The 26,009-nt window shown below is 62.1% G+C and carries 17 protein-coding genes and 1 pseudogene; 14 read left to right on the forward strand and 4 right to left on the reverse strand.

Translation table 11 applies throughout. From position 1 onward, the window contains the following. Window positions 1-501: 501 nt before the first annotated feature. The 5 genes from VIZ63_RS08705 to VIZ63_RS08725 are packed head-to-tail and all read left to right on the forward strand — an operon-like array spanning window position 502 to window position 7,246. Complete coding sequence (locus VIZ63_RS08705) at window positions 502-1,821, forward strand: GTPase-associated system all-helical protein GASH (protein ID WP_331609174.1); 1,320 nt, start codon at window positions 502-504, stop codon at window positions 1,819-1,821. 7 nt (window positions 1,822-1,828) lie between these two features. Continuing rightward, complete coding sequence (locus VIZ63_RS08710; protein WP_331609175.1) at window positions 1,829-2,779, forward strand: TRAFAC clade GTPase domain-containing protein; 951 nt, start codon at window positions 1,829-1,831, stop codon at window positions 2,777-2,779. A gap of 3 nt (window positions 2,780-2,782) precedes the next feature. Continuing rightward, a complete protein-coding gene (locus VIZ63_RS08715) occupies window positions 2,783-3,625 on the forward strand; it encodes a hypothetical protein (protein ID WP_331609176.1) in 843 nt (280 codons plus the stop codon). A gap of 4 nt (window positions 3,626-3,629) precedes the next feature. Beyond that, window positions 3,630-6,119, forward strand: coding sequence for an effector-associated domain EAD1-containing protein (locus tag VIZ63_RS08720; protein WP_331609177.1), 2,490 nt, complete (start codon window positions 3,630-3,632; stop codon window positions 6,117-6,119). Window positions 6,120-6,145: 26 nt separating this feature from the next. Then, the gene (locus tag VIZ63_RS08725) at window positions 6,146-7,246 is read left to right on the forward strand and encodes a caspase family protein (protein WP_331609178.1); all 1,101 of its coding nucleotides are present in this window, start codon (window positions 6,146-6,148) and stop codon (window positions 7,244-7,246) included. A gap of 243 nt (window positions 7,247-7,489) precedes the next feature. Here the strand turns inward: VIZ63_RS08725 and VIZ63_RS08730 are convergent. The 3 genes and pseudogenes from VIZ63_RS08730 to VIZ63_RS08740 form a co-directional block, all read right to left on the reverse strand. Further along, window positions 7,490-9,463: pseudogene (locus VIZ63_RS08730) on the reverse strand (amidohydrolase family protein); the annotation flags it as partial. Continuing rightward, window positions 9,463-9,864, reverse strand: a complete 402-nt coding sequence (locus VIZ63_RS08735; RefSeq protein WP_331609179.1) for a nuclear transport factor 2 family protein — start codon at window positions 9,862-9,864, stop codon at window positions 9,463-9,465. The gene VIZ63_RS08735 and the pseudogene VIZ63_RS08730, both read right to left, overlap by 1 nt. A gap of 55 nt (window positions 9,865-9,919) precedes the next feature. Then, window positions 9,920-10,372 (reverse strand): SRPBCC family protein, encoded by a 453-nt coding sequence (locus VIZ63_RS08740; RefSeq protein ID WP_331609180.1) that lies wholly within the window; start codon window positions 10,370-10,372, stop codon window positions 9,920-9,922. 291 nt (window positions 10,373-10,663) lie between these two features. Between VIZ63_RS08740 and VIZ63_RS08745 the strand changes: the two genes are divergently transcribed. Continuing rightward, window positions 10,664-11,866, forward strand: coding sequence for a DUF1343 domain-containing protein (locus VIZ63_RS08745; RefSeq protein WP_331609181.1), 1,203 nt, complete (start codon window positions 10,664-10,666; stop codon window positions 11,864-11,866). A 150-nt stretch (window positions 11,867-12,016) separates the two neighbouring features. Then, a complete protein-coding gene (locus tag VIZ63_RS08750) occupies window positions 12,017-13,645 on the forward strand; it encodes a hypothetical protein (RefSeq protein WP_331609182.1) in 1,629 nt (542 codons plus the stop codon). Here the strand turns inward: VIZ63_RS08750 and VIZ63_RS08755 are convergent. Further along, window positions 13,593-15,617, reverse strand: coding sequence for an MDR family MFS transporter (locus tag VIZ63_RS08755; protein ID WP_331609183.1), 2,025 nt, complete (start codon window positions 15,615-15,617; stop codon window positions 13,593-13,595). The genes VIZ63_RS08750 and VIZ63_RS08755 overlap by 53 nt on opposite strands. Before the next feature lie 439 nt (window positions 15,618-16,056). On the opposite strand from VIZ63_RS08755, the gene VIZ63_RS08760 reads away from it, so the two are divergent. From VIZ63_RS08760 to VIZ63_RS08790, 7 genes are all read left to right on the forward strand, one after another. Beyond that, window positions 16,057-19,137: an efflux RND transporter permease subunit gene (locus VIZ63_RS08760; protein WP_331609184.1), complete on the forward strand. Its 3,081-nt coding sequence runs from the start codon at window positions 16,057-16,059 to the stop codon at window positions 19,135-19,137. Window positions 19,138-19,255: 118 nt separating this feature from the next. Further along, window positions 19,256-20,332 (forward strand): efflux RND transporter periplasmic adaptor subunit, encoded by a 1,077-nt coding sequence (locus VIZ63_RS08765; RefSeq protein WP_331609185.1) that lies wholly within the window; start codon window positions 19,256-19,258, stop codon window positions 20,330-20,332. A gap of 176 nt (window positions 20,333-20,508) precedes the next feature. After that, window positions 20,509-21,531, forward strand: a complete 1,023-nt coding sequence (locus VIZ63_RS08770; RefSeq protein ID WP_331609186.1) for an SMP-30/gluconolactonase/LRE family protein — start codon at window positions 20,509-20,511, stop codon at window positions 21,529-21,531. A 423-nt stretch (window positions 21,532-21,954) separates the two neighbouring features. After that, complete coding sequence (locus VIZ63_RS08775; RefSeq protein WP_331609187.1) at window positions 21,955-24,066, forward strand: M3 family metallopeptidase; 2,112 nt, start codon at window positions 21,955-21,957, stop codon at window positions 24,064-24,066. Window positions 24,067-24,097: 31 nt separating this feature from the next. Next, the gene (locus VIZ63_RS08780; protein ID WP_331609188.1) at window positions 24,098-24,505 is read left to right on the forward strand and encodes a hypothetical protein; all 408 of its coding nucleotides are present in this window, start codon (window positions 24,098-24,100) and stop codon (window positions 24,503-24,505) included. Window positions 24,506-24,576: 71 nt separating this feature from the next. Then, window positions 24,577-25,275 carry an FKBP-type peptidyl-prolyl cis-trans isomerase gene (locus tag VIZ63_RS08785; RefSeq protein WP_331609189.1) on the forward strand — a complete coding sequence of 233 codons (699 nt, stop codon included), beginning with the start codon at window positions 24,577-24,579 and terminating at the stop codon, window positions 25,273-25,275. Between the two features lie 16 nt (window positions 25,276-25,291). Beyond that, window positions 25,292-25,930 (forward strand): thiol:disulfide interchange protein DsbA/DsbL, encoded by a 639-nt coding sequence (locus VIZ63_RS08790; protein WP_331609190.1) that lies wholly within the window; start codon window positions 25,292-25,294, stop codon window positions 25,928-25,930. Window positions 25,931-26,009 lie beyond the last annotated feature (79 nt).

Raw genomic sequence — 26,009 nt, forward strand, 5'->3', positions numbered from 1 at the left:
TCTATCGTTGCTGGCAGACCCGGATGCCTTACGATGAATCGACCTACCTCATCGCGCTGCAACGCCGCGGCTCACCGTTGCTCAAACAGCTTGGAGCAACCCAGTGAATACTTGACGGAACAGCTCAGGGCGTGAAGCGGAAGTTCAAGGTCGCTGCTGGGACGACTCCTCTGCAGGGCCGCTGTCGCTCAGTTCGTAGAGCGATGGACGGACAGTCGTAGCTGCGTCACGATTATGTGACCTTGGGTGGTCGTTGAGGCGCGAACTCAGGTGCGAGCTAGAAGTCGTCGCAGGTATGATCCGACCGATTGCAGAGAACTCACGGGAGAGGAACGAACATCGCATTGGAAAGGACGTGTCGCACGGACGCTCCTCCGCAGCCCAATTGGATGGCTGAAAGTCCCCTCGGGTAACATAGGGGAAGCCGTGCGGTTGCCAATGTCGAGCCACGCTGCCCAAGTATCATTTGGCGAATCAAAACAAAGGTCGGGAGCCCAGGGGATGGAACAAGAATATCTAATGAAGTTTCTTGAAATTGGAGCCATCGATCTCAAAGGCGATGACACTAAGCTCAACAAGCTTCGGTCTACGGCCAACGACCTATCAGCCGCTCTACGCGAGGCGCCCTCAAAGACCGCCAGTTTCACAATGGTGGCGGCCGACCCCAACATCCCAGCTGCGGACCCTACGGTAGATGAGGCAATGACCTTCCTCCGCAAGCAATGGGAGACTGTTGCAAACGCCTTTAGTGGGCGTCCCGTGGGCATCTTGCGGGCCATCCTTCTGGACGCGATCGTGCAGGCTGCCCGTTCGGATGATGCAATCGCCGTAGCCTTCGTCAACACGGCACGCAATGCCCTGGCCCACGCCGAAACTTCCGACGAAGCCGAGATTTGGCGCGAAGCTGTAAGTGAAATAGAGACGAAGGTCGATGCGCGTGCTGAGGCAGAGTGGGCCACTCCTGAGATGATTACGGTCGACCCGTTGCAGTACACACCACCAGCCCCAGTGTCTACGGCCTCCAAGGCACCCACTGTTGATCGGAGTGCGCTCCAGGCAATAGTCCATTCCGCTGCTGGGCCTTGGGGACCCAACAACCCTAATCGTTATCAGCCCCACGGCAATCCCCAGGCGTGGTCGCAAGACTTTGCCGACAAGATGAGCGTCGCTATCGCAGACACGTTGGATGGGATGGCCAAGAAGCTTGCGCCAGCTCCCATCGACCTCTCCGGTCCACTGTCTACGCTTGCGAAGGCCGTCACCGCTCACGTCGACCGCGCACTAGCCAGCTTCAGCGGCGCGACGGCAGGTCTGGAGCGCCGTACGAACCTGCTCTGGTGGAAGGAGGCGCTGTATTCCCCGAGTGCTCATGCGAGTTATCTTGACCTGCCGCCATTCGAAGCGTCTGCTTTGATGGCGCTCGATCTTCACGAACAGGTGCCAACCTACTCACCTGCGAGCGTGTCGGCCTTCCTTCGAGAGGCCATCCGCTGTCTTCCACCTGGAGAAGGTGAGCAAGACGAGGGCGAGCGTGACGTCGCTAGCCTTGTGCGCGACGCTAGGACAGCCGCGGTCATGCAACCTTTCCGTGTGCTGGCGGCTCGATACGCGCCTGTCCCAGTTGGTCGAGGTCCGCTGCTGTCATTGATTGGGCACCCGCAGAATTTAGGCGCAGTCGAGGCGACAACGCTGCGTGCCCTCGGCGGCGTTGAGGTGTCCACCAAAATGACGCCATCCGACTGGGGGACACATCTCTTCCGTGAGCTGCAGAGCGCACGCGCCACCATCGAAGCACCAACCAAGCGGGCCAAGAAAAAGTAAGGTGCCCATGGACAGATGCCCCCAACCCAACTGTTTCGCTGACGACAACACTACCTGCACGCTGGGCCACATCCGGCTCGATATGTGCCCTGAGTGGAAGCGCGTCAGCAAGGGCGAGGTAACCGCATCTTCTGACTCCGACCAGATGCTGCTCCCATGGGGCGGCTTAGCGATGGGGGAGTCTGACCTCAACTTCGTCAGCGGCAAAGTCAAGCCCATCACCGTCGGTATCGTCGGCCCGGAAAGCGCAGGTAAGACAACCATCCTGGGTGCGCTCTACCTGCTGCTGGGTCGAGGGGCACTAACTACTGGCGCCAATTTCTTCAGTAACTCATACACGTTGGCAGGTTGGGAGGCAGTGGCGACCTGTATGCGCTGGAAGCCGGGCCAGCCTCCAAGTTTTCCGCCGCACACTCCCAGCGGAGCGGCTCGAGCACCAGGCATGCTCCACCTTGGCTTTCGCCGTGAGGATGGGTCGCTACGCAACCTTCTCTTTGCCGATGCGCCCGGAGAATGGTTTCAGAAGTGGGCGATCAACGAGCAGGCGCTTGATGCGGAAGGGGCACGTTGGATTGCACGGCATGCGGACGTCACGCTACTGATTGCTGACCGTCAAGCCCTTGCAGGACCAAAGATGGGGGCCGCTCGAAACGACTTTCAGCTGCTAGCTCAGCGCGCGATGGCTGAGAGTCGCGGACGGCGCCTAGCACTGGTCTGGACGAAGGGGGATGTAGATGTAGCCCCAACCATTGAGGCACAGATTAGAAAGGCGGTGGCGTCAGTTTTATCAAGCACCCCGGAGTTCACAGTCAGCGTATATCCCCGTGGCACGGTCGATGCCGCAGAAGGCTTTCGCGAGCTATTTGGCTGGGTTCTTGGCACCAAGCGTGTGGGGGTGGATTTGCCCATGACAAAAGCGTTTAGGCACGATCCGCTCTTTCGATTCGGTAGGAGATAGTTGGTGGCCGCGCAACACACCATCTTGTTAGTCGGTGAATCGAACGTCGGGAAGACTCACTATGGGGCCCAGTTGCTAAAGCGGCTCATGGTCAAAGAGTGTGCGCTCAAGATGTCTGGAGCTCCGACGAACCTGGACGCGTTCACTAAAGCTCTAAGTTGCCTGACTGAGGGAAGGTCGACTGACCATACACCGGCCACCACCTACCTGGAGAGTGTCTGGCCCATTACGGATGAAGCTAGCCGCAATGCCGAACTGGTTTGGCCGGACTATGGAGGCGAACAGGTCCGCAACCTCGTGATCCAGCGCCGGATTCCCACCGCTTGGCGCGAGCGCGTGCTCGAAGCCACTGACTGGGTCTTGCTCATAAGACTGCATTCGCTTCGATCTGAAGATGACCTGTTCTCGCGTCCCCTGCAATCGTTCGCTGCAGCTGAATCTCAGGCAGAGGCAGCCGCATACGAGCCGTCAGATCAAGCAAGGACAGTCGAGCTCCTTCAAATGCTGCTATATCTGGCGCAGCTCCATCTGGACTGGCCCCTTCGCAAGCCAAGCTTGACCATCTTGCTGAGCTGCTGGGATGAGCTCGAAACGACGGAGCTGCCAGCTGACCTCCTGGCATCTAGGCTGCCGATGCTGTGGGCATTCGTGCGCAGCAATTGGATCTCGCCCACTGTCATTGGGTTGTCCGCCCTTGAACGCGCGCTCAGCAAGACGGATGCGGATCAGGAGTATGTAACTCGTGGCCCCGAAGAGTTCGGCTACGTGGTGCTGCCCAACGGGGTAAAAAGCACCGACATTACCCTGCCGATCCAACGCTTGATGGCCGACGGGAGCCCGAGCTGAGCCCATGCGAGTCGAGCAGGCCGTCTACGGCGAGGTCCCAGGGCGCGGCCACGGACTCAGAGTATCGAGTCAGAATGCGACCATAGCCGCTGCTATCGCATCAAAACTCGACTTGCCAGATGCGGTGCCGCCAGGTGTGCAGGCTTGGTCGCCGTTCGTTCGCGGCTTTCCCATCGAGGACCACTACGTTCTCGCTCGCACATTTCTGGATCCGAGCGCGTCGCGCGGAGGCATGGTACTTACTCACGCGCTAATCATGGGCTTGGACGATATGTGCGATGTTGGCAGCTTGGCCGCGTTGTTTGGGTCACTAGCACCCTCGGTCACAGACTGCCCGGGTTCGCTGGCAACGCTGGAGCTTGACATCGGCGACAGCATCCACGCGCCTGCCCCTGACCTAGTCGGTACGGCCAACGCCCTATTCGCCCAAGGGCGAATGCCTGTTGTCCGACTGGGAGTCGAGGGATTTGAGCGCCTCGTCGATTCACTGTGGAGGAATCTCTGGCCGGCCTTGAGGCGAACTTTCGCGTTTCGGTTGAGCTTCGGTCCGAACGACATCGTAGAGCAGCCCATACCGGCGCTTGTATGCACGCCCGAGCAGCTCCAAGCGCGCTGGACGAAGTACCGCATAGTGAAGCCGGACGATCACACCCCAGATTCGGAGTCTGTGGGGTTTCTCTGCGGCCAGCGCGACGTGCAACCAATCCTGACTTTCGCTAAGGATCTAGGTCTTGCAGTTCATACGCTCAAGGAACTGGACAGGATTGAACGGTTGCACACCCTTCTCTGTGTCGGCAAAAGCTTCGATGATTTACTAGCTGCCATGCGCTTGGCAGACAGCCTCTCAAGTCAGCCGATGCTCGGCGCGAGTATCAAAGACAAGCTGATCAGTCAGTTCACAGCCCTGATTCCGGTTGTAGGCTGCAAGCAATTACTCGCGATGAGGAATCTGGCGCTCTCTGGTTTTGCCAGCACACGGTCGCTGTGGTCGGCAGTTGAGCTCCTGGTCAGCAACCTCAGCTTTGAGGCAGCAGACGATAGTGAGTTGATGAATATTGTCGCGGCGTCAGTTGATGAGGATCTCGCATTGGCTCCGTGGCGCGCTGCGGTTACGGCCGGCATATGCACCGCCGCTAGTCGAGACAGGGCAAACCTTTCCCAAGCAATCTGGAGATGGGCAGAGCGCAGCCAAGTTGCGTTCGCCGCAGCCATTGGCCTTCTACCGCCTGAAGCGGCAGTTGAGCAGCGACTGGCGCTGGAAGTGCCCCGAAAGCTTCACGCTACCGCTCCCGCAGACTTACTCCCGTCGCTGCTGAACAAGCGCTGGCTGACTGCATACGGCGCCGTATTGGCGGCAACGCTGCCTCCCCTCGATGCCGCAGGTCAGCAGCTCAAGGTGGATAAGGATCAAAGTCACCGCGCCGGTTTGCGATCGGCCCTTCGCTACGCGAGTCCTGCCGAGACGTTGGGATGCGCACTCGCGCATAAGGATCTGCGCTTGGTCGGAGGGTGCGCGGATCTGGCCGTCGCCCATCCCGATATCCTGTCTAACATCCGGTGCGACGACGTCATCGAGCAAAAGGTGTGGGGTGTAGCGATTGGCAAGAGCTTGTCCCTATGGAACGCACCAGACAACGCCATCGGTGCACGAGACACCGTGCTAGCTCAACTCGCCGAGGGGCGGCCCGTCGACACTGGCCTAGTCGAGGCGCTGGCGCAGACACCCTTGGCAGACCTCAGCGCCTCCCCAGAGCGGCCGCGGTTGTGGTCGCTTCTGCCCAGTTCGCAGCTTGACCACTACCTGCAGGCAACAGCGGTCGGGTGGCTAAGTGTCGCTGCGAAAGGTGGGGTGGTGACTCCCCCAGAAGCCGCACTTGAGCGCGCAATCATATCGAGTTCGAGCTTGCAGTCCGTGCTTGAACGATCATCGGTGCCGGTTGGTGCGCGTCTAGCAGTCATCAGTGCTCTCCCGTCGTTCCTCGAAGCGCCGTTTATCGCATGGCTGAAGAACCTCTTAAGCAGCGTCCACGTGCTTTCTCACGTGGATTCTGAACAACTAGGAACGCTTGTGGCGTCTCGACGTTGGGAGCGCGCGGCCAAACATCTTTCGGAATGGCTTGCCGACCATCGTTCAGATCTCATGCCGGGGTTGCGCAGGTGTGCCGACTTGCTTGGCTTCTATGTCCGTTGGAAGCTTGGAATCTCGAAACCAAGCGCTGGAGAGAAATGGAGCGCGTTCGAGAATGAGGTTCGTGAACTCTATCCGAGCGGTCCGGACGGCGGCGAACTCTGGTCGCGCGCCGGTGGCAAGAATTCCGACCTACCCGGATCGTTTCACAATGGGGCAGCACGTTGGCACACAGCATTGAATTCAATCCGTCATGGCGGTCGTCCGACCATGCCTGAACTCATTGCTGTGATGCGCCGAGACTTCCCTGGGAACGAGAACCTGCGCCTATATGCCAGCGACACTGACATCGTCGGCTGGCGTTGAGGTCCCCACTATCTATTTTTGTAAACATGAACCCAACTGGCTACCCACAAGGCCACGCTCTCCTTATCGGCGTGGCGAACTATCAGCACGTCTCTACTCTACCCGGTGCGATCCTGAACGACGTCAACGATGTCGCGGCAACGCTCTCGTCGCCAAAGTACTGTGCGTATGATCCAGCCAACGTAGTCACTCTCCTAGACGCGAACGCCACACGGGAAGCTGTGTTGAAGGGTCTAGATGAACTGGCCGCCCGAGCGGGTCTTGATGATACGGCCTGCGTGTTCTTCTCCGGCCACGGTGGCGTCGTGGGCAACCCAGGTAACGAGGGCAGCGTGCTGGTGACCGTGGATACCAACCTCGCTGACATTGAGAAAACATCCATTAGCTCGGATGAGCTTGCTACAGCACTTGCGCAGATTAAGGTGAAGCGACTGCTCGTCTTCATCGATGCCTGTCATGCTGGGGGTGCGGCAATCTCGAAGAGACTGACCGATGGAAAAGGCCACGAGCTTAAGTCTGGCTATAGCAGTAACACCTTCGCGAAGCTGGCAGTCGGGAGTGGACGTGCGCTGATGGCATCGTGCCGTGCTGACGAGGAGTCAGCCGTACTTACGGGCGAAAGGAATAGCGTTTTCACGACTGCACTGCTGGCGGGTTTGCGCGGAGCCGCCGACAAGAGCGCCAGCGGCTTCATCAAGGTCTTTGACCTGTTTAACTACGTCTCAGAAGAGGTACCTAAGCTGAACCCAAACGACCAGCATCCAATTTTTAAGGCTGACAACCTTGAAGTGAATTTTGCTGTCGCGCTGAGTCATGGAGGGAAGAAGTCACCGTACAGTCCCGGGACCGCGCCGAAGGCGGACGAGAAGGATTCTTGGTCTGTGTTAGAGGAGGTTCTGGTCGAGATCTACCCATCCGGACCGCGGGACCAGGAGGTGTGGAGCCGCGCCGGTGGTGACCTATCCCGTCTCCCGTTTCATCCCACTGGTCAGGCTGCTTGGCATGCAGCGATTCGCACGCTGAAACAGGGTGGCGGAGGCAGGGGTATTAGCTTCGGGAGCTTGGTTAGGACGGCGAAGGAAGATTTTTCGAACCATCCACAGTTGGCGATGTTGCACGCGCCTTGAGCGCGGCCGTTGGGCATGTCGACTGACGCTAGAGGATCTGGCATAGCCTGAAGCAGTCATTCGCGGCGGTCCGGTTTGCGACTGCTTCTGGCCGAAAGCGGCCGCGATCAGTCCCGACATCCGCTCACCCCCCCCATTCGCCGCCCTACTCACCTCCACCGCCTTCGTAAACGCCTTCACCCCCATCGCCTCAAATACCTCGCTCGGGTAGTAAGCAACGTCGCCCTTGATGACTAGCGCCACCTTGCGGATGTCGGAGATGTTCTGCGTGGGCTCGCCGTCGACGAGGATCAGGTCCGAGCGCCGTCCGGGTGTGATGGCGCCGCGGTCGTCGAGCACGCGTGAATAACGCGCGCCATTCCAGGTGGCGATCTGCAGGGCCTGCGCCGGCGTGAGACCGGCCTCGACGTACAACTCCAGCTCCCGCTGCAGCGTGAATCCGGGGATGTCGTCGGTGCCGGCGACCAGCGGCACGCCGGCGCGATACATGCGGCCGGTGAAGTCGATCATGGCGGCGTATGACTTTTCGTAGCGCGCCAGTGTCTTGTCATCCGGAATTTTCATCTGTGCGGCCAGGAAGCCGCGCCGCACGCTCGGTGGCACATGGTCCGCGACCGCCGCGAACTCCTGCGACATGACGCCGTCGACCTGGCGGATGAAATTGAATGTGGCGAGCGTCGGGTCGACGACGATCTTGCGCTCCACCAGCAGGTCGATGAACTGCTTCACTTCGGGCGATTCGAAATCCATGCTGCCGACCTTCTCGGCCGGCAGATGGAACCGCTCCAGCGTGCGCGTGTCGGTCTTGTCGGTCACCAGGAAGTTCAACAGCACCTGGTTGATGTGCTGGATCTCATCGTAGCCGTCGATCACCACGTCGCGTGCGCGCAGAAAGGCCGGCACGTGGCCGCTGACGCGCATGCCTTTCGTGTGCGCGTACTCGGTGGTGGCGGGCAGGATCTCCTTGGGGAACGAGTTGTAGATCTTGATCTGCGGGAAGCCGTTCTCGTGGTACCAGTCCACGGCCTGCTTCGCATCGTCCAGGGTCTTGATCACGAAGCCCATGCGCGAGGCATTGGGACTCTCGCCTTCGATGAATCCGGCGGCGGTGATGCGCGGCATGAGCAGCGTGCCCGCCTGCTCCTGCTTCATCAGTTCAACCAGCGTGTCCTTGTCATTGCCCATGTCGCGCACGGACGTAATGCCGGTGCCGATGTGCAACCCGCCATCCCAGGGGCTGGCGTGCACGTGCATGTCGAACAGGCCTGGCAACAGCACGCGGTTGGCAGCATCGATAGTACGACCTGCCTGACGCGTCGACGTCCCGGCGGGGCTCACCTCGATGACACGTCCAGCCTCGATGAAAACGTCGCTGGGCGTGCCCAGCACAGCCTTTTCGCTGTCGAACACGCAGGCGTTGCGGATCAGCGTGCTTCCGGGCAACGCATGCGAGAGCCGCTTGTTGAAGTCCACCAGCAGCTCTTTCTCGGCGGCGATCTGCCGCTGCTCCATCTCCGCGCCGCTGCCCTGCCAGCCTTCTTCGATGATCTGAATGAAGCCCGGATAGATGAATGCAAACAGCCGCGGCGAATCACCGCTGGTGGCCCACACCGAGGTGGGCGTGAAGCCGACGCCGGTGAGCGCCAGCAATTGCACGGTCTGCCTCTGCGCGCCGCGAGTCACTTCCATCTCGATCAGTTTGCGCGAGGTCAGGGTGCCGCTGGGGATCAACGGCAGCCTGCCGTCCGGACGTTTCGCGAGGGCAGACAGAGCCACCGAGAAGTTGTCGGGGCTGCCACCCAGGGGCGAATACATCGCGGTGCCCGTCACCGGTTGCTCACCCTTGTCGGAGGTCGACTTCCAGCGCGCGTTGTCGCCGCTGTGCGTGAAGGACTCATCCACGAGCGAGCCGAACGTGGACACACCTTTGACCTTGTAAGTCCTGTACGTGCCATCCGGCGCCAGTGTGTATTCCTCTTTCAGCTCCGGACCACGCCCGTTGTCCTTGAAGAAGTACTCGACCTTGTACCTGTCACCGCTGCGGGTCGTGACGAGGTGACCGGCTTTGTCCTTGCCGCTGTTGACCAGTGCGATGTAGCGGGTGCTGTCCTGTGCATGCGCAACGCCGAAAAAGGCGAGCGCAAAGGCTGCCGCGAGAATGTGCTTCATGGGTTTGCGGACCTCGAAGGAATCAGGCGATGACGCGATAGTACGCATCACTCCTGGTCTTCGATACCGGCCCACTTGAGTGCGTCGACCCGCTCTCCAAAGGAAAGGTACTGAACGATCCTGCCATTGCGAAACACGAAACCATCGGCAAATCGTCCACCCACCCAATCGGTCGAATCTTTCAGGCGGACCCGCGCATGGAGGTACACGACCACCTTGTCTCCATTCTCCAGATACTTCTCTGGCTGGCACGTCCCCTCGGCCCAGGTCGCACGTCCTTTCGCGACGTGCTCTCGCACTTCCGTGATACCGCGATAGGTGCCGGCTGTTGGAAAGTCCTCGGGCTCGATGCGCACAATCTGCGGATCAAAATAGTCTGTGATGGCCTGCATGTCATTGCGATTGACTGCAGCAAAGAATCCTTCGAGCGCTGCAGTTTCGTTGCTCATCGGCCTCACTCCGGTTTCCAGAATATTTGCAGTGCCAGCATCAGCGCGTCTCGCGTCAGATCTTTCTGGCCAGCGCCTCCAGTTGCCGCGCAGTCTGCGTCCAGCCGGGCTCGAAGCCCATCTCCTTGTGCTGCTTCAGCGTCTCTTCATTCCAGTGACGGGCGACCGCGCGATATCTCGTCTTGCCATTGCCAAGATCCTCGAACGTGACTTCCGCGATCATGAACGGGCCCGACGGTTTGAAGTCCGGCGTCACCGCATCGGTAGTGACGATCTTCCTGTTCGGTACGACCTCGAGATAGATGCCGCTGTTCGGATATTCGTGTCCGTCCGGCGAAGCCATGACGAAGCTCATGCGGCCGCCGGCGCGCGGATCGATGTCGACGCTCTTGATGGTCCACGGCTCGGGAGCGAACCACTTCTGCAGCAGCTTCGGGTCGGTGTAGCAGCGGAAGAGCTTTTCTGCGGGTGCGTCGAGAGTGAGATCGATGGCGAGTTCGTGGGTCATTACCGTTTCCTTTGTCTGCGTGACTTGATGCTGTGACCATTGACAGCACCTGACACAATGACGCCGGACACCGGTCCATTCCGACATCACTGCATATCGATATCGGAGTAGTTGCAGATGCCCTGGACCAGAGCGACCTAACGTGCTGTCCTGCAGCGCTTGGAAGTCGCATTCCGGAATCATCTGGCGCACGGGCAGGTACGACTGCCGGCCTGTCCGCGCGGCCCCGGATTGTGAAGAGCCTGCGTCCGCCTGCTATCCTGAGCGCCCCGTTCCCGATTTACTTTCCACATGCTCTTCGGCATCGACAGACTCCTCGCAGAGGCTGCATTACGCGAACCGCTCAAGGGCCGGCGTATCGCGCTGCTGGCGCATCCGGCCTCGGTCACGCACGACCTGACCCATTCGATCGACGCGCTCGCAGCAGTGAAAGACCTGCAGCTGACGGCCGCCTTCGGGCCGCAACACGGCCTGCGCGGCGACAAGCAGGACAACATGATGGAGTCACCGGACTTCACCGACCCGGTGCATGGCATTCCCGTCTTCAGTCTCTATGGCGAGGTGCGCAAGCCGACACCGGCCATGATGAGCACCTTCGATGTGCTGCTGGTCGATCTGCAGGACCTCGGCTGTCGCATCTATACGTTCATCACGACCCTGCGCTACGTACTCGAAGCAGCGGCCGAGCATCACAAGTCCGTGTGGATCCTGGATCGACCCAATCCGGTCGGCCGGCCAATCGAGGGACTGACGCTGCGCGCGGGGTGGGAAAGCTTCGTCGGCGCAGGTCCCATGCCGATGCGGCACGGGCTTACGCTCGGCGAACTGGCGCAATGGTTCGTCACCACCCTGAAGCTACAGGTCGACTACAAGGTCATCACGATGCGCGAATGGCAGCCTGCGCTCGCGCCGGGTTACGGCTGGCCGCTGGGACAACGCACCTGGATCAACCCGAGCCCGAACGCGCCGAATCTGTGGATGGCCCGGTGCTACGCGGGCACGGTGATGCTGGAAGGCGCGACGTTGTCGGAGGGGCGCGGCACGACCCGGCCGCTCGAGCTCTTCGGTGCACCGGATCTCGATATCGCCGCGCTCGTGAAAGAGATGCAACGCCTCGCACCGCAATGGCTGCAAGGCTGCAAACTGCGACCGTGTTGGTTCGAGCCCACGTTCCACAAGCATGTCGGCAAACTCTGTGCGGGTCTGCAGATCCACGTCGAAGACGCGGATTACTCACACGAACAGTTCAAGCCCTGGCGCCTGCAATCCCTCGCGTTCAAGGCCCTGCGCAACCTGCGTCCCGACTACCCGCTGTGGCGCGATTTTCCCTACGAGTACGAAACGCGACTGGCCATCGACGTGATCAACGGCAGCCCGCTGCTGCGTGAATGGGTCGATGACCGCAGCGCAACGCCGGCCGATCTGGATTCACTCGCCATCAAGGACGAACAGGCCTGGCGCGAAGAGCGCGCGGGATACCTCCTCTACGATTGATTCGAACTCCCAGGTCTCGAGCGGCGACGTACTGGACTTCAGGACGATCACCGGGCGACACGGCGACGGCGCATGATGGTCGAGCGTCATTGACCAGGTCGTTGATCCTGATCGAGCCGATCGCGATCACGACAGGGCACGTGGTCGACCATGGACTACTCCAGCGGCGAACTGATCTTTTACTTTCTGGTTGCCTCCGCACTGTCCGTGCTTGGCGCGTGGCTGCTGGCATGGCGCTTTCGCGCCGCGATGCGCTTACTGATGAGCCGCGCCGTTCCCGCACGGACCACGGCTCGCCCTGAGCCGCCTCCATTCACGCCGCAGCCTGCGCCGATCGACGTGAGCGCAGCAGACAATCGTCGGGCCGGATGGCGTCTGGCGACATTGCTGATCGGACTGTCGATTCTGATCGCGATCAGCAGCGCGGCGTTACAGCTCGCTCTCATGCGGGAAAACCTCCTCACGCCGGCGCGCACGTTGACGCTGGCGTTCGTCTTTCTCTGGCCGGTGATTCCGGCCCTGGCGCAGATGTGGCGCTGGTCACGTCTGCGCACGATCGGCGTGCTGATGTTGTGGTGCCTGGTTGCGTTCGCGGTGATCCTCTGGCGCCAGGTCGAACCACAGCCAGGCCAGGCAATGGTTTTCCTCGCCTCCGAAATCGGCCCGACGATCTTGTTGGTCGCGTTGCTGTGCATGGGTAACGTCACGCGCGCCATCGCACCGTTGATCCTGCTGCCGCTGTTCATACTGGTCTGGGCGCTGTTCGCCGGTGTCGACGCCCTCGAACTGTTCATCACCGAATATTCGTCGCGGCTGTCGGCGTGGGCTTCGCTGTTCGATTCATTGAGCAGCACCCTGCTGCAGTTATTGCTCGTGGTGGTCTTCCTCGCCGTGCCTTGTCTGCTGGTGTGGTGGCCCGTGAAATGGTTGTCGCGCCGGCTTGCCGCCGCCTATACCCGCCAGTGGCTGTCCGAACTGATGATCCTGTTCGCCGCGCTGTGGGGAATTGCGCTGTTTGCCAGGATGCTCGGGTGGGTGACGACCCTGGGCTTCGGCGCTGTCGTGATGCTGGCGCCGCTGCTGTGGATTCCCGTCGTGATGCTGCTCCTGCGTCGCCTGCGACGCTCCGGTGGGCGAGCGCCGACGCTGCTGGTGTTGCGGGTGTTTCAGCGCGATCGGGCGATGCGCGCGCTGTTCGACAACGTGATCGAACACTGGCGCCTCTCCGGCAACACCGTGCTGATCGCCGGCACCGACCTGCTCGATCGCACACTCGATGCCGACGATATTTTCACCTTCCTCGATGGCCGGCTGGCCGAACGCTTCATCTCGAGCGTCGAGCAGATTCCCGCCCGCCTCGCTCAGTTCGAGCTCGAGCCCGACGCCGAAGGCCGCTACCGGATCAACGAGTGTTACTGCCACGACACCACCTGGCGCGAAACCCTCGCCGCGCTGCTCGAACGCAGCGACGTGGTGCTCATGGATCTGCGCAGCTTCCAGCGCCGCAACGAAGGCTGCAGCTTCGAACTCGGTGAACTGGCCCGTGCGCCGGGACTGTCGCGGGTGGTTCTGCTGACCGATGCGCAGACCGATCTGTCGGCGGCGCAGCAAACAGTCGCTGCGGCGCCGGCCGGCCGCTTCGTCTGGCTCGATGCAACACACATGAATCGGGAGCGACGTCGCGAGGTGTTGAACGCGCTGTTCGGGACCACCGGCGCGCGGCCGGCTATTCCGCTGGCACCGGCGAATGTCGACTGCGCAGCGGCAGCTCGGGAATGAAGGCCATGATCAGCACGCCGAGCACCACGATCCATAGCGCGCGGCTGAACATGTCGGTGATCGACAGTGAGAATGCTTCCTTCGTGCCGTCGCGGATCTGCGCTACCAGCGTGGTCGAGTACGCCGCAACGGCCGTCCTGACCGTTGCGAGCGCCTGGCGGATGGCAGCATCCACCTGCGCATCCTCCTGCGCCAGGATCGACGCACGAAACAACGGAATCACGCCCTGCATCGCATCCGCACTGCCCAGCGCGCGCTCCGGCAGGTTCGCCAGATGCGTCTTCAGCGACGCTGGCAGATCGTCATCGGCCAGCAACGCATCGCGACCCGCCTTGCCGTCGAGTAGACGCGCTGCCACGTGATCGGCCTGACTCTCGAGCCGCTCGTGCACGCGCGCACGGATGCCGCCATCGCGCAGCGCCCCCTTGAGCGATTCGGGTAACTGCGGATCGCCGAGCACCTCGTCCACCGCTGCCGAGTCGCCTGTATAAGCGCGCTCGATGACGAGATAGCGCTCCTGCAGCGCCCGATCCACGCTTGCCCGTATGCGTGCCTCGTCCATCGCCTGGCTCTGTGCCTGGCTCAGATCGACATCGTGCATGGCCGTACCCGGCATCAGCGGCAGATGCCGGGGCAATTCGTCGTGCAGGCTGTGGCTCAGGAACGTGCCGAAGATGGCGACGCCGACGGTCGCACCGATCTGCCGACTGAACTGACTCATGCTCGAGGCGACGCCGAGTTCGGTCATCGGCACCGCGTTCTGGATGACCAGGCTGAAAAGGTTCTGCGTCGGTCCGAGCCCGATGCCGGTGATGGCAAGACGCCACGCTAGGTCGCCCGAGGTGGTGTGGGGGCCGATCTGCGTCAGCAGGATCACACCGACGATGAGCACGAGACCGCCACCGATCATGAAAGGCTTGTAGCGGCCGGTCCGCGACACCAGCCGGCCGGACAGCGTGCTGCTGACGATCATGCCCGCCATCATCGGCAGCATGGCGACGCCGCTCTGCGTGGCGCTGATGCCCTGCACGACCTGCATGTACAGCGGCATGAACAGGACGACGCCGAGAAACGCCATGCTGACGACGAACGCGGCCAGCGTGGCGATGCTGAACGTACGCAGCTTGAAGAGATGCAGCGGCACGATCGCATCCTGGGTGCGCGACTCGACCCACAGAAAAATCGCAAGCGACACGGCGGCCGCAACGAACAGGCCGACGATGTGCGGCGAATCCCAAGGATAGGAGGTGCCACCGAGCGTCAGCGCCAGCAGCAGCGGCGTCACCGTCATGACGATCAGCGCGGCGCCGACATAGTCCACCCGCCCACCGCCACCGTGCTTCAGGCTGGGCATGCGATACAGGACCATGAACATCGCCAGCCCGCCGAGCGGCAGGTTGATGTAGAACACCCAGCGCCAGCCGGCCACTACGTGATTCAGCAGCGTGACGGTGCCATGGTCGGTGAAAAAGCCGCCGATGAACGGCCCGATGATGGTGGCGAGACCGAACACCGAACCGAAGACGCCGAACAGCTTGCCGCGCTCACGCGGCGGATACAGGTCCGCGATGATGGCGAAGGTCATCGACATGAGCGCGCCGCCGCCGAGACCCTGGATGGCGCGGAAAATCACCAGCTGCATCATGCCGCCGCCGAGCACCGGCACATCGCCGAACTCGCCACTCAATCCGCACAGCGCCGATCCGGCCAGGAACAGCACGATGCCGACGATCAGGATCGGTTTGCGACCGTACAGATCGCTGAGCTTGCCGTAGATGGGCACGGCCACCGTCGAGGTGAGCAGATACGACGTGGTCACCCACGCGTACATGCTCATGCCCTGCAGGTCCTCGATGATGCGCGGCATGGCCGTGGACACGATCGTCTGGTCGAGCGCACTGAGCAGCAGCACGACCGCCAACGCCCAGAGAATCAGGCGCCGTTCGGCAGGAGTCACCTCAACATCGGTCAAACAGCATCCCTCACGCCCCTCGGGCGCAGCAGCACGATTTCGCAGGATTACGCGTCTGCAATGCCTGGTATCGGAATGGGAGCATCGCAGCGCGCCGCAAAGATATCCGAATGTCCGGCGCAGGCGAAGCAGGCGACGCCCTTACCAGGGATCTCATGAGAGGAAAAAAGGCCGGTACACAAAGGAGCACAAAGGACACCAAACGAAGAATTCAGAGAGATGGTCTTCTTTTTTGTGCTCCTTTGTGTACCCGGCTCCTCCTTGTGCACCTGCGGCATTGCAACCGAATCCCGGGCTGCCGCATCCAACCCGGCAGACCCGAAAGGAAGGCCCCGAACGCCCCACCGCACAGCGCGGACGGCCTGTCGCAGGCGGCACAACCCCGGGCCGGAGCCGCAGTCAAATCGCCACCTGTCAGACTGGCCGAGGGGAAACCGCCGTGCGCCTCATCGCCGCCTCCATTCGCAATCCGATAGCGGTCGGTGTTGCGGTACTCCTCGTCTGCCTGTTCGGCGCCCTGAGTCTCAAGGAGCTGCCGCTGCAGCTCTTTCCGGATATCGAGCGTCCGACGATCTCGATCTTCACCAACTGGCGCGGCGCGTCGCCGGAGGAAGTCGAGGCGGAACTGCTGGAGCCGCAGGAGCAGGTGCTGCAGGGAATGCAGGGCGTCGAGGAGATCAACGGCAACGCGGGCGCCGGCGGCAGCCAGGTGTTCCTGACATTCGCGATCGGCACGGACATGAAGGCGGCGCTGGTCGATGTCATCGGCCGCATGAGCCGGCTGCCGCCGCTGCCGCGCGATGTCGACCGTCCGATCGTGCAACTGGGCGGCGCCGAGGGCGATTCGAATCAGCAGCTCTCGTACTTCTTCGTGCAGCTGCTGCCTGGCACCGAAGGACCGATCGAGCGTTATCGCCGCCTGATCGAAGACGTGGTCAAACCGCGCATCGAGGCAGTTCCCGGTGTCGCCAGCCTCGAGGTACAAGGCGGACCGCCCGATGACGTGCGTATCACGATCGATCTGGCCCGCGCGGCCGCACAGGGTGTGGGCATCAACGAGATCGCGCGGCAGGCGGCCAGCGCGACGAACGTCTCGGCCGGTCAGCTCGACGTCGGCCGCAAGCAGTATTCGCTGCGCTACACCGGACGCTATGACGCCGAAGAACTCGGACAGCTCGTGCTCGCGTGGCGCGATGGCCAGCCCGTACGCATGGCCGATGTGGCCACTGTCGAACTGCGTCCGCCGGAGCGGCAGTTCTTCTCGTATCAGAACGGCAATCCGTCCATCGGCCTGCGCATCATCCGTGCGTCGGGCGCGAACGTGCTCGGCACCCTCGAAGAAGTAAAGAAGGTCGTCGCCGAGTTGCGCGAGGGTCCGCTCAAGGCGCGCGGCCTCGGCATCGAACAGTCTTTCGACGCATCGGTATTCATCCGTCGCGCCGTCAACCTGCTCATCGAGAACCTGGTCGTCGGAGCGCTGCTCGCGCTCGTCTGTGTGTGGTGGTTCATGCGGGACAAGCGCGCCACGGTACTGATCGCGACGACGATCCCGGTGTGCCTGCTCGCGACCTTCTGTGCGCTGCACCTGGCAGGACGCAGCATCAATGTGATCTCGCTGGCGGGCCTCGCCTTCGCCGTCGGCATGGTCGTCGAAGGCGCCATCGTGGTCTGCGGCAACATCATCCGGCTGAAGGAATCGGGTATGCCGATCGATCAGGCCGCGCACGACGGCACGGCGCAGGTCGTGCCCGCGCTGTTCGCATCGACCACGACGACGATTGCCGTCTTCCTGCCGGTGCTGTTCCTCAAGGATGTCGAGGGACAGATCTTCGCGGATCTCGCGCTCACCATCTCGATTGCGGTCGCTTTCTCGATTCTGGTGGCGGTCACGGTCGTGCCGGCGGCGGCGGGACGCTTTCTCGGCAGTCACGGACAGAACTCCGGTTACGGCGCGGGGTGGCCACGACTCACGGACTGGGTGGTCGAAAAGACACGCACCCGCACGCAGCAACTCATGTGGGCAGGGGCGCTGCTCGTTGCTCCATTGCTGCTGTCGTGGCTGATGCTGCCGAAGCTCGATTACCTGCCGCCGGTGAAGCGCGCGGCGATCGACGCATACTTCAGCTTCCCGCCCGGCATGAGCCCCGAAACCGTCGATCGCGAGATGGCGGGCACGATCATCGAGCGCATGCGTCCCTACATGAATGGCGAGAAAGAGCCGAAACTCAAGAATTACTACGTCCTGTTATGGCCCGGCGGCGGCACGCTCGGCGCACGCGTGGTCGACGACAGCCGCATCGGCGAACTCGAGCGCATCGTGCGCGACGAGATCATCGTCGGTTTCCCCGATACGCGCGTCTTTGCCAACGAGGGCGAACTGTTCGGCGGCGTCGGCGGGTCGGCCCGCTCCGTGGCCATTCATCTGCAAAGCAGCGATTCGGCCGCGCTGTACGCAGCCGCCGATTCCGGTCGCAAGCAACTCGAACAGGCATTCACCGGTGCGAACGTGCAGTCGTTCCCGAACACCGACGTACAGACGCTCGAACTGCGTGCCCGACCCAATGACCGGCGTATTGCCGAAGTCGGCTGGGACCGTGCATCGCTCGGCACCATCGTGCGCACACTGGGCGATGGCGCCTGGCTGGGCGAATACTTCGACGGTCAATCGCGGTTGCCGATCATCCTGCGCGCGAATGTCGGCGAAACGCCCGAAGACCTTGCGCAGGCACCGCTCATCACACCCTCGGGAGAGATCGTTTCGCTCGGCGAACTCGTGCACCTGGAAACAGCGCTGGCGCCGGAACAGATTCGTCGCATCGATCACAATCGTACGGTGACGCTGACCATCGATCCGCCACCCACCCTGTCGCTGGAAGACATGCTGGCGAAGATCGATTCCGAGATCGTGCCGTCGCTGCGCGCATCGCTGCCACCGGATGCGAACATCCGCCTCGCGGGGAGCGCCGATCGACTCGAGAAAACCATCTCGACGATGGGCACGAACTTTCTGCTGGCCCTGCTGGTGCTGCTGCTGCTGATGGCCGCGATGTTCCAGTCACTGCGTGATGCGGCGATCGTCGTGCTGACCGTACCGCTCGCGCTGGCCGGTGGCGTGGCCGGCATTCGCGCACTGGGTCTGGTTGCTTTTCAGCCCCTGGACCTGCTCACCATGATCGGTTTCATCATGATGATCGGCATCATCGTGAATCATTCGATCCTGCTGATCGACCGCACCCGCGATGCGCTGAATCACGGTCACGATCTGGAGACAGCACTGCGCATGTCGCTGAATCAGCGTCTTCGGGCCATGGTGGCAAGCACTCTGACCGGCGCGCTGGGCGCCCTGCCCATGGTCGTGAACCCTGGACCTGCGAGCACCATCTATCGCGGACTTGCTGCAGTGAACGTCGCCGGTGTGATCGTCAGCATGGTGTTCTCGATCGTGCTGCTGCCGAGCCTGCTCAGGCTGTTTTACGAACGCCGTGAAGTTGCGGCAGCGGCTGTGGTTCAGCACGCATAGCTCAAAGAGAAAGACATTTCACACGGAGAACACGGAGATGACAGGAGTCGGAGACATGAGAACTATCGCCTTGACTTGTTGTTTTCTGCTTTCACTCCGTGATCTCCGAGATCTCCGTGTGAAACTCTTCATTCCCCTCCTGGCGCTCGCCGCGAGTGCCAACGCCCAGGCGCCTGAAGAAGCCGCGGTTGTCGTCGAAGTCGCGAAGGCGAACGTGGCGCGCGTAGCACCGCGGCGTTGGGTGCCAGGGGGTGTCGTAAGCCGGGACGATGCGAAGCTGGCAACCAGCGCAGCAGGTCGGCTGGAGTACGTGGCCGAGGTCGGCACACGAGTGCGGGCCGGCGAACGAATCGCCAAGCTGGAAGACGAGGCTCTGCGCCTGCAGGTGGAAGACACCAAATCGGACGTGGCGCGGATCGAGGCGCAGCGATCGATGTCGGAGCGACAACTGCGGCGCCTCGAGAGCCTCGCCAACAGCTCGATCTCACAGACGCAGCTCGACGAAGTGCGTTCACAACTCGCCGTGCTCACGGCACAACTGCAACAGGCGCAGGTGCGACAGCGCGCTGCGCAGCATGGCCTCGAGCAGACCGAAGTGCGCGCCCCCTTTCCTGGCATCGTGACGGAGCGGCTTGCCCAACGCGGTGAGTACGTGATGACGGGAGCATCGATCGTCCATCTCGTCGACACCGTGCGTCTCGAAGTGCGCGCGCAGGGCCCGCTCTCTCTGGCCGGGCTGGTGAAACCCAACATGGAGCTGCCGGTGCGCATCGCCGGCAAGCAGTTTCCAGCCAGCGTCCGCACCGTCGTTCCCGTCGGCGAGGATCGTTCGCGTCAATTCGAACTGCGGCTCACGCTCGCCAACAGTTCGCTCAGTGTCGGCACGCCGATCGAAATCGGACTGCCGGAGCGCGAAGCGACCGATGCGCTGGTGGTGCCGCGCGACGCCATCGCCGAACGACAGGACGGCAAGTACCTGATGCGAGTGCGGGCCAATGGTACCGCCGAACGCGTGTCGGTCGCCTCGGTCGCGAGCGACGGCGAGTTCGTGATGATCCGCGGCAATATCGAGGCGGGCGACACCGTCGTGGTCCGCGGTGTCGAACGGCTGCAGGACGGACAGCGCGTCACGATTCTCACGCGCGAGGCCGCGGTCACCACCAAGGCAGGCGCCGGTCAGTCGTTGGCCCGCTGAGAAACAGCCGCAAGGACCGAGACTGCAAGGGAATCCCACGGGACATAAAAAAGGCTGATTGTCCGGATCCGACATCCTCTTCTCTGTGCAGTTTCTTGCGGCTCTGATACTCCTGCTGTTGTCACATCCACGGCACAGCGATTAGAGTCCGTCTGAACTCCACCCGTGGAAACCAGATGCGAACCCCTCTCATCCTGGCGCGATTCGTCGCGCCGCTGCTCGCAACGCTCATTGCCTACGCGCCTATGAACACCCAAGCCGCTACGCTCGGCAGCGTCGAACGCCTCGACCCTGCCATCAGTGCGATCGTCCCGTCTGCGTGGACCATCGAAAGGCTCGCCGAAGGGTTCACCTGGTCGGAGGGGCCCGTGTGGATCGACTCGGGCAATTACCTGCTGTTCACCGATGTGCCGGGCAACACGATGTATCGCTGGTCGCAGAACGAAGGACTCAGCGTGTTCCTCAAGCCGTCCGGTTACACGGGAACGCAGACGGGTATTTTTCGGGAGCCCGGGGCCAACGGTCTGTTTCCCGACCGCCAGGGTTCGATTCTCATGGCGGATCACGGCAATCGCCAGGTGGCGCGGTTCGACCTCGCGACCAAGACCAAGACGCCGCTGGCGACTCACTTCGAAGGTAAGCGCTTCAACAGCCCGAACGATGTCACGCGCCGCAGCGACGGCGTGATTTTTTTCACCGATCCGCCCTATGGTCTCGAAGGACTCAACGAATCGAAGCACAAAGAGCTGCCGTTCAACGGCGTCTATCGCATCGACATCGACGGCACGGTGCACCTGCTCGATCGCGACATGACTTTCCCGAATGGACTCGCACTCTCGCCCGACGAGCGCACGCTCTACGTGGCCAACTCGGATCCGCAGCGGCCGATCTGGATGGCGTTCGCCTTGAATGAGCGTGGCGAAGTGATCGGCAAGCGTGTCTTCGCGGACTCGAGCGATCTCATGGGCGCAGATGTGCCCGGACTGCCCGATGGCATGCGCGTCACACCGAACGGAACGGTGTTTGCGACTGCACCGGGTGGCGTGCTCATCATGGACAGCAACGGCAAGCGACTGGGCAGGATTCGCACCGGCAGTGCGATCGCCAACTGCGCATTCGGCGATGATGGTCGTACGCTCTACATGACCTCGCACAATTTTCTTGCGCGGATCCGCCTCGACATCCAGGGAAACCGCTGAAGCAGGCGCCGGCGTCGAGGCCGGCCTCCAGCCGCCAATGACTACGCGAACCGCGACACCTGCCTGTCCCGACCCGATCGTCCATCCGCCGTCGAAGACGTATCTGAACAAGAATTAACGACCAGAGATCTCCCGGGGATACCCAGGGTCCGGAACGGAACCTCGCGGGTACCCGTCGAGTCTTTCCTTCCGTGTTTTTAACGGTATACAACCGACCGCGCCCCACAATTGCGGGTCTCGCCCGATTGTGATTCGCCCGCCGATCCGCTTAGCTTGTGTCCCCGTGCCGCGAACGCTCGCGGTTGACACTTCCGCCGTTGCCTAACTCCAGGAATTTCGCGAATGTCTGTCATGAGTACCCGCAAGTTTCCGTCGCCTGTCTGGCTTCTGCTCGCTGTTTCAGCCCTAAACCCGGTGATCGCCATGAATGCTTCCGCTGCCACGACCGCCAGCGTCACGCCACAGAGCGACAATCCGCTGCTGAGCAAGAGCACGCTTGCGTATGAGCTGCCGGCCTTCGACCGGATCCGCAATGAACATTTCCGGCCGGCCATCGAAGCGGGCATGGCGGAACACAAGCGCGAGATCGAGGCCATCGCCAGCAACGCGGCGGCGCCGACCTTCGACAACACCATCGTGGCCATGGAACGCTCGGGCGAGCTGCTGACGCGCGCCAGCAATGTGTTCTACAACCTGACGTCGTCCCACACGAACCCGGATCTCGAATCATTGCGCACAGATCTCGCACCGAAACTGTCCGCGCATTCGGATTCGATCTATCTCAACACCGCGCTGTTTGCCCGGGTCGATGAACTGTATCGGCAGCGCGCATCCCTGAAACTGGATCCGGAATCACTGCGACTGCTGGAGCGCTACCGCACGCTGTTCGTGCGCGCCGGCGCGCAACTGTCTGATGCCGACAAGGCGAAGCTGCGCCAGATGAACGAACAACTGTCGACGCTCACCACCCAGTTCAGCCAGACCGTGCTGAAGGGAGTGAATGCGGCGGCCGTGACCTTCGACAACGTCAGCGATCTCGAGGGCCTGTCACCGCAGCAGATCGCGACGGCCGCGGAAGCCGCGCGCGCCCGCAAGCAGGAAGGCAAGTGGACCATCGCCCTGCTGAACACCACCGGCCAGCCGCCGCTGGCGCAGATGAAGAATCGCGCCGCACGCGAACGACTCTATCGCGCATCGCTCGCTCGCGGCTGGGGCGGCGAATTCGACACGACAGCAATGATCGCAAAGATTGCCGCCCTGCGCGCCGAGCGCGCCGCACTGCTGGGCTATCCGACGCATGCCGCGTATGTCACTGAAGATGAAACGGCGCTGACGCCGCAGGCAGTCGGCAAGATGCTGGCGCAGCTCGCGCCTCCCGCCGTAGCGAATGCACGCAACGAAGCCGCCGACATGCAGGCGCTGATCGACGCCCAGGCAAAGGCCAATGGCACTGCGCCATTCGAGCTCGCGCCGTGGGATTGGGATTTCTACGCCGAGCAGGTGCGCGCCGCAAAGTTCTCCTACGATGAATCACAGGTGCGTCCGTACTTCGAAATGAATCGCGTCCTGGTCGATGGCGTGCTGTTCGCCGCGCAGGAGCTGTACGGCCTGAAGTTCAAGGAGCGCAAGGATCTGCCCGTCTACCAGGAGGACGTGCGCGTGTTCGAACTCTGGAACGCCGATGGCTCGCCGCTCGGCCTGTTCCTGGTGGACTGGTACGCACGCGACAACAAGCGGGGCGGCGCATGGATGAACAGCTTCGTCGAGCAGTCGCGCCTGTTCGGCACGAAACCGGTCGTCGTGAACAATCTCAACATTCCCAAGCCGCCGCAGGGCCAGCCGACACTGCTCACGTTCGATGAAGTGACCACCGCCTTCCACGAATTCGGCCATGCGCTGCACGGGCTGTTCTCGGATGTGCAGTATCCGCAGTTCTCGGGCACGAGCGTGCCGCGCGACTTCGTCGAGTTCCCATCGCAGTACAACGAGATGTGGGCCACCGAGCCACGCGTCCTGGCGAATTACGCCAAGCACTACCAGACCGGCGTGCCGATGCCTCAGGCACTGATGGACAAGGTGCTGGCTGCCGGCAAGTTCAATCAGGGCTTCGCCACGACGGAGTACCTCGCCGCAACGATGCTCGATCAGGCCTGGCATCAGCTGCCGGCCGGCAAGACACCGTCCGCAGACCAGGCCGCCGCGTTCGAGGCCGCGTCTCTCAAGGCCGCGGGCGTCGACCTTGCTGCCGTGCCGCCGCGCTATCGGTCGACCTACTTCTCGCACATTTTTTCGAGTCCGATCGGTTACTCCGCGGGCTACTACGCCTACATCTGGAGCGACGTCCTGGCACGCGATACGCAGCACTGGTTCAAGACCAATGGCGGACTGACACGTGCGAATGGCGACCGCCTGCGACAGAAAATCCTGTCGCAAGGGTTCAGCGTGGATTCGCTCACCATCTTCCGCGACTTCTACGGCAAGGATCCGGACATCGGCCCGCTGCTCGAATCGCGGGGACTGGTGGTCGGGGAGTAGGAAAGGCTATGGGCGGTAGGCTGTAGCCAGAATGAAGAAGGCCAGATCCTCCTTCCTGACCTACAGCCTGCAGCCTGCGGCCTGCAGCCTTCTTTTTCTCACCCTCTGCGCCTGCGCGCCGTTGCCGCATCGCGAGGCGCGGGCGGCGCATTCGAGCATCGGCTGCATGCAGGCCGCCCTGCGCGAGCGCCTGCCGGCGAACCTTCCCGACACGCACAGCCATTGCATTGCGGCCGGACTCATCGCGCGATACTGCAGTGTGACCGAGGCGACGCTCGCGAGCGTCGGCAAGGAAGCACGCGACCTGTTGGGTTCCGGCGACGCCGACTGGCGCGACCTCACGGCCGATCGTCGCGGTATTCGCTGTGCCCGCAACGTGATTACAGATGAAGCCCTGCAGGCGTGCTGCCTGCAGACGCCAGGACAGCCGAAACGGTAGACTCGCCAACCGGCTTGAGACCCGCGACCGTAAGAAGCGAGCCGTGTCCCTCCACAACCCAAGGATTTCTTATGCGTCATTCCCTGCTGGCCGCCGCAGTGACCCTGGTTCTCGCCGGCTGCTCCTCCTCCAATGCACCGGTCGCCACCACTGAGCCGAAGACCGAAGAAGACAAGGCGCTGTACGCGCTTGGCTCGGCGCTGGGTCGCAACATTGCTTCGTTCGATCTCACCGAGGTGGAACTGGAGCAGGTGAAAGCCGGCCTGTCCGACACGGCACTGCACAAAGAGCCGAAGCTCGATGCCCAGGCCTACTTCCCGCAGATCCAGGAACTGCAGAACAAGCGCGTTGCTGCAGCGTCCGAGATCGAAAAGAAAGCCGGCGAAGAGTTCCTGGCCAAGGCCGCAGCCGAGCCCGGCGCGAAGAAGACCGAGTCGGGCCTGGTGTACACGCCGATCACCGAAGGCACGGGCGCAGCGCCTGCGGCCACCGATGTCGTGAAGGTTCACTATCACGGCACGCTGCCGGACGGCAAAGTGTTCGACAGCTCGGTCGAGCGCAAGGAGCCGGCGACGTTCCCGCTGAACGGCGTCATTCCCTGCTGGACCGAGGGCGTGCAACTCATGAAGGTCGGCGGCAAAGGCAAGCTGGTGTGTCCGTCGAATCTCGCCTATGGCGATCGCGGTGCACCGCCGGACATCAAGCCGGGCGCCACGCTCGTGTTCGAAGTCGAGCTGCTCGGCATCGAAACGCCGGCAGCGGCGAAATAATCAACGGAGCCGCGCCATGACCGGTTCTTCACTGCGCCAGCGATTCCTGCTGGCGCTCGCGACCGGCGCACTTCTGTGCGCCGGTTCGCTGCAGGCCGCGCCCGTGGAAGGGCGCGATTTCACGAAACTCGCGACGCCGCAAACGCCACAAACGCAGGACAGGATCGAGGTCATCGAATTCTTCTCCTGGGGCTGCCCGCATTGCGATCGCTTTCACCCGCTGATCACTCCATGGGCCGCAAAGCTGCCGGCGAACGTGAAGTTCATACGCGTACCGGTATCCATGGGCCATCAGCAGTGGGGACAGCTGGTGCGTACGTATTACGCGCTGGAGGCCACGGGCGATCTGGAGCGTCTCGACTCTGCAGTATTCGATGCGCTCCACCGGCAGGGATTGCGCCTGTTCGATGAACCCAGCATTACGGCGTGGGTGGCGAGCCAGGGCGTCAACGCCGGGAAGTTCTACACAGCCTTCAACTCGCCCGAGGTGTCCATGCGTGCGCAGCAGGCGGAGCAGCTGTCGCGCGACTACCAGGTACAGGGCATCCCGAAGATCACCGTCGCAGGCAAGTACGAAGTGCATGCCAACGACTTCAATCAGATGCTCGTGAATGCAACGCAGGTGATCCAGCTGGTGATGACGGAAGAAAATTGATCGCTGCGAAGGGCCGTGACCGCAAGGGAATCTACGGGGCATAAAAAGAACAGCTCGGACGAAGATCGATTCGCCCCGT

Origin of the sequence: Povalibacter sp. (assembly GCF_036520495.1) — a bacterium.
Taxonomy (GTDB): Bacteria; Pseudomonadota; Gammaproteobacteria; order Steroidobacterales; family Steroidobacteraceae; genus Steroidobacter.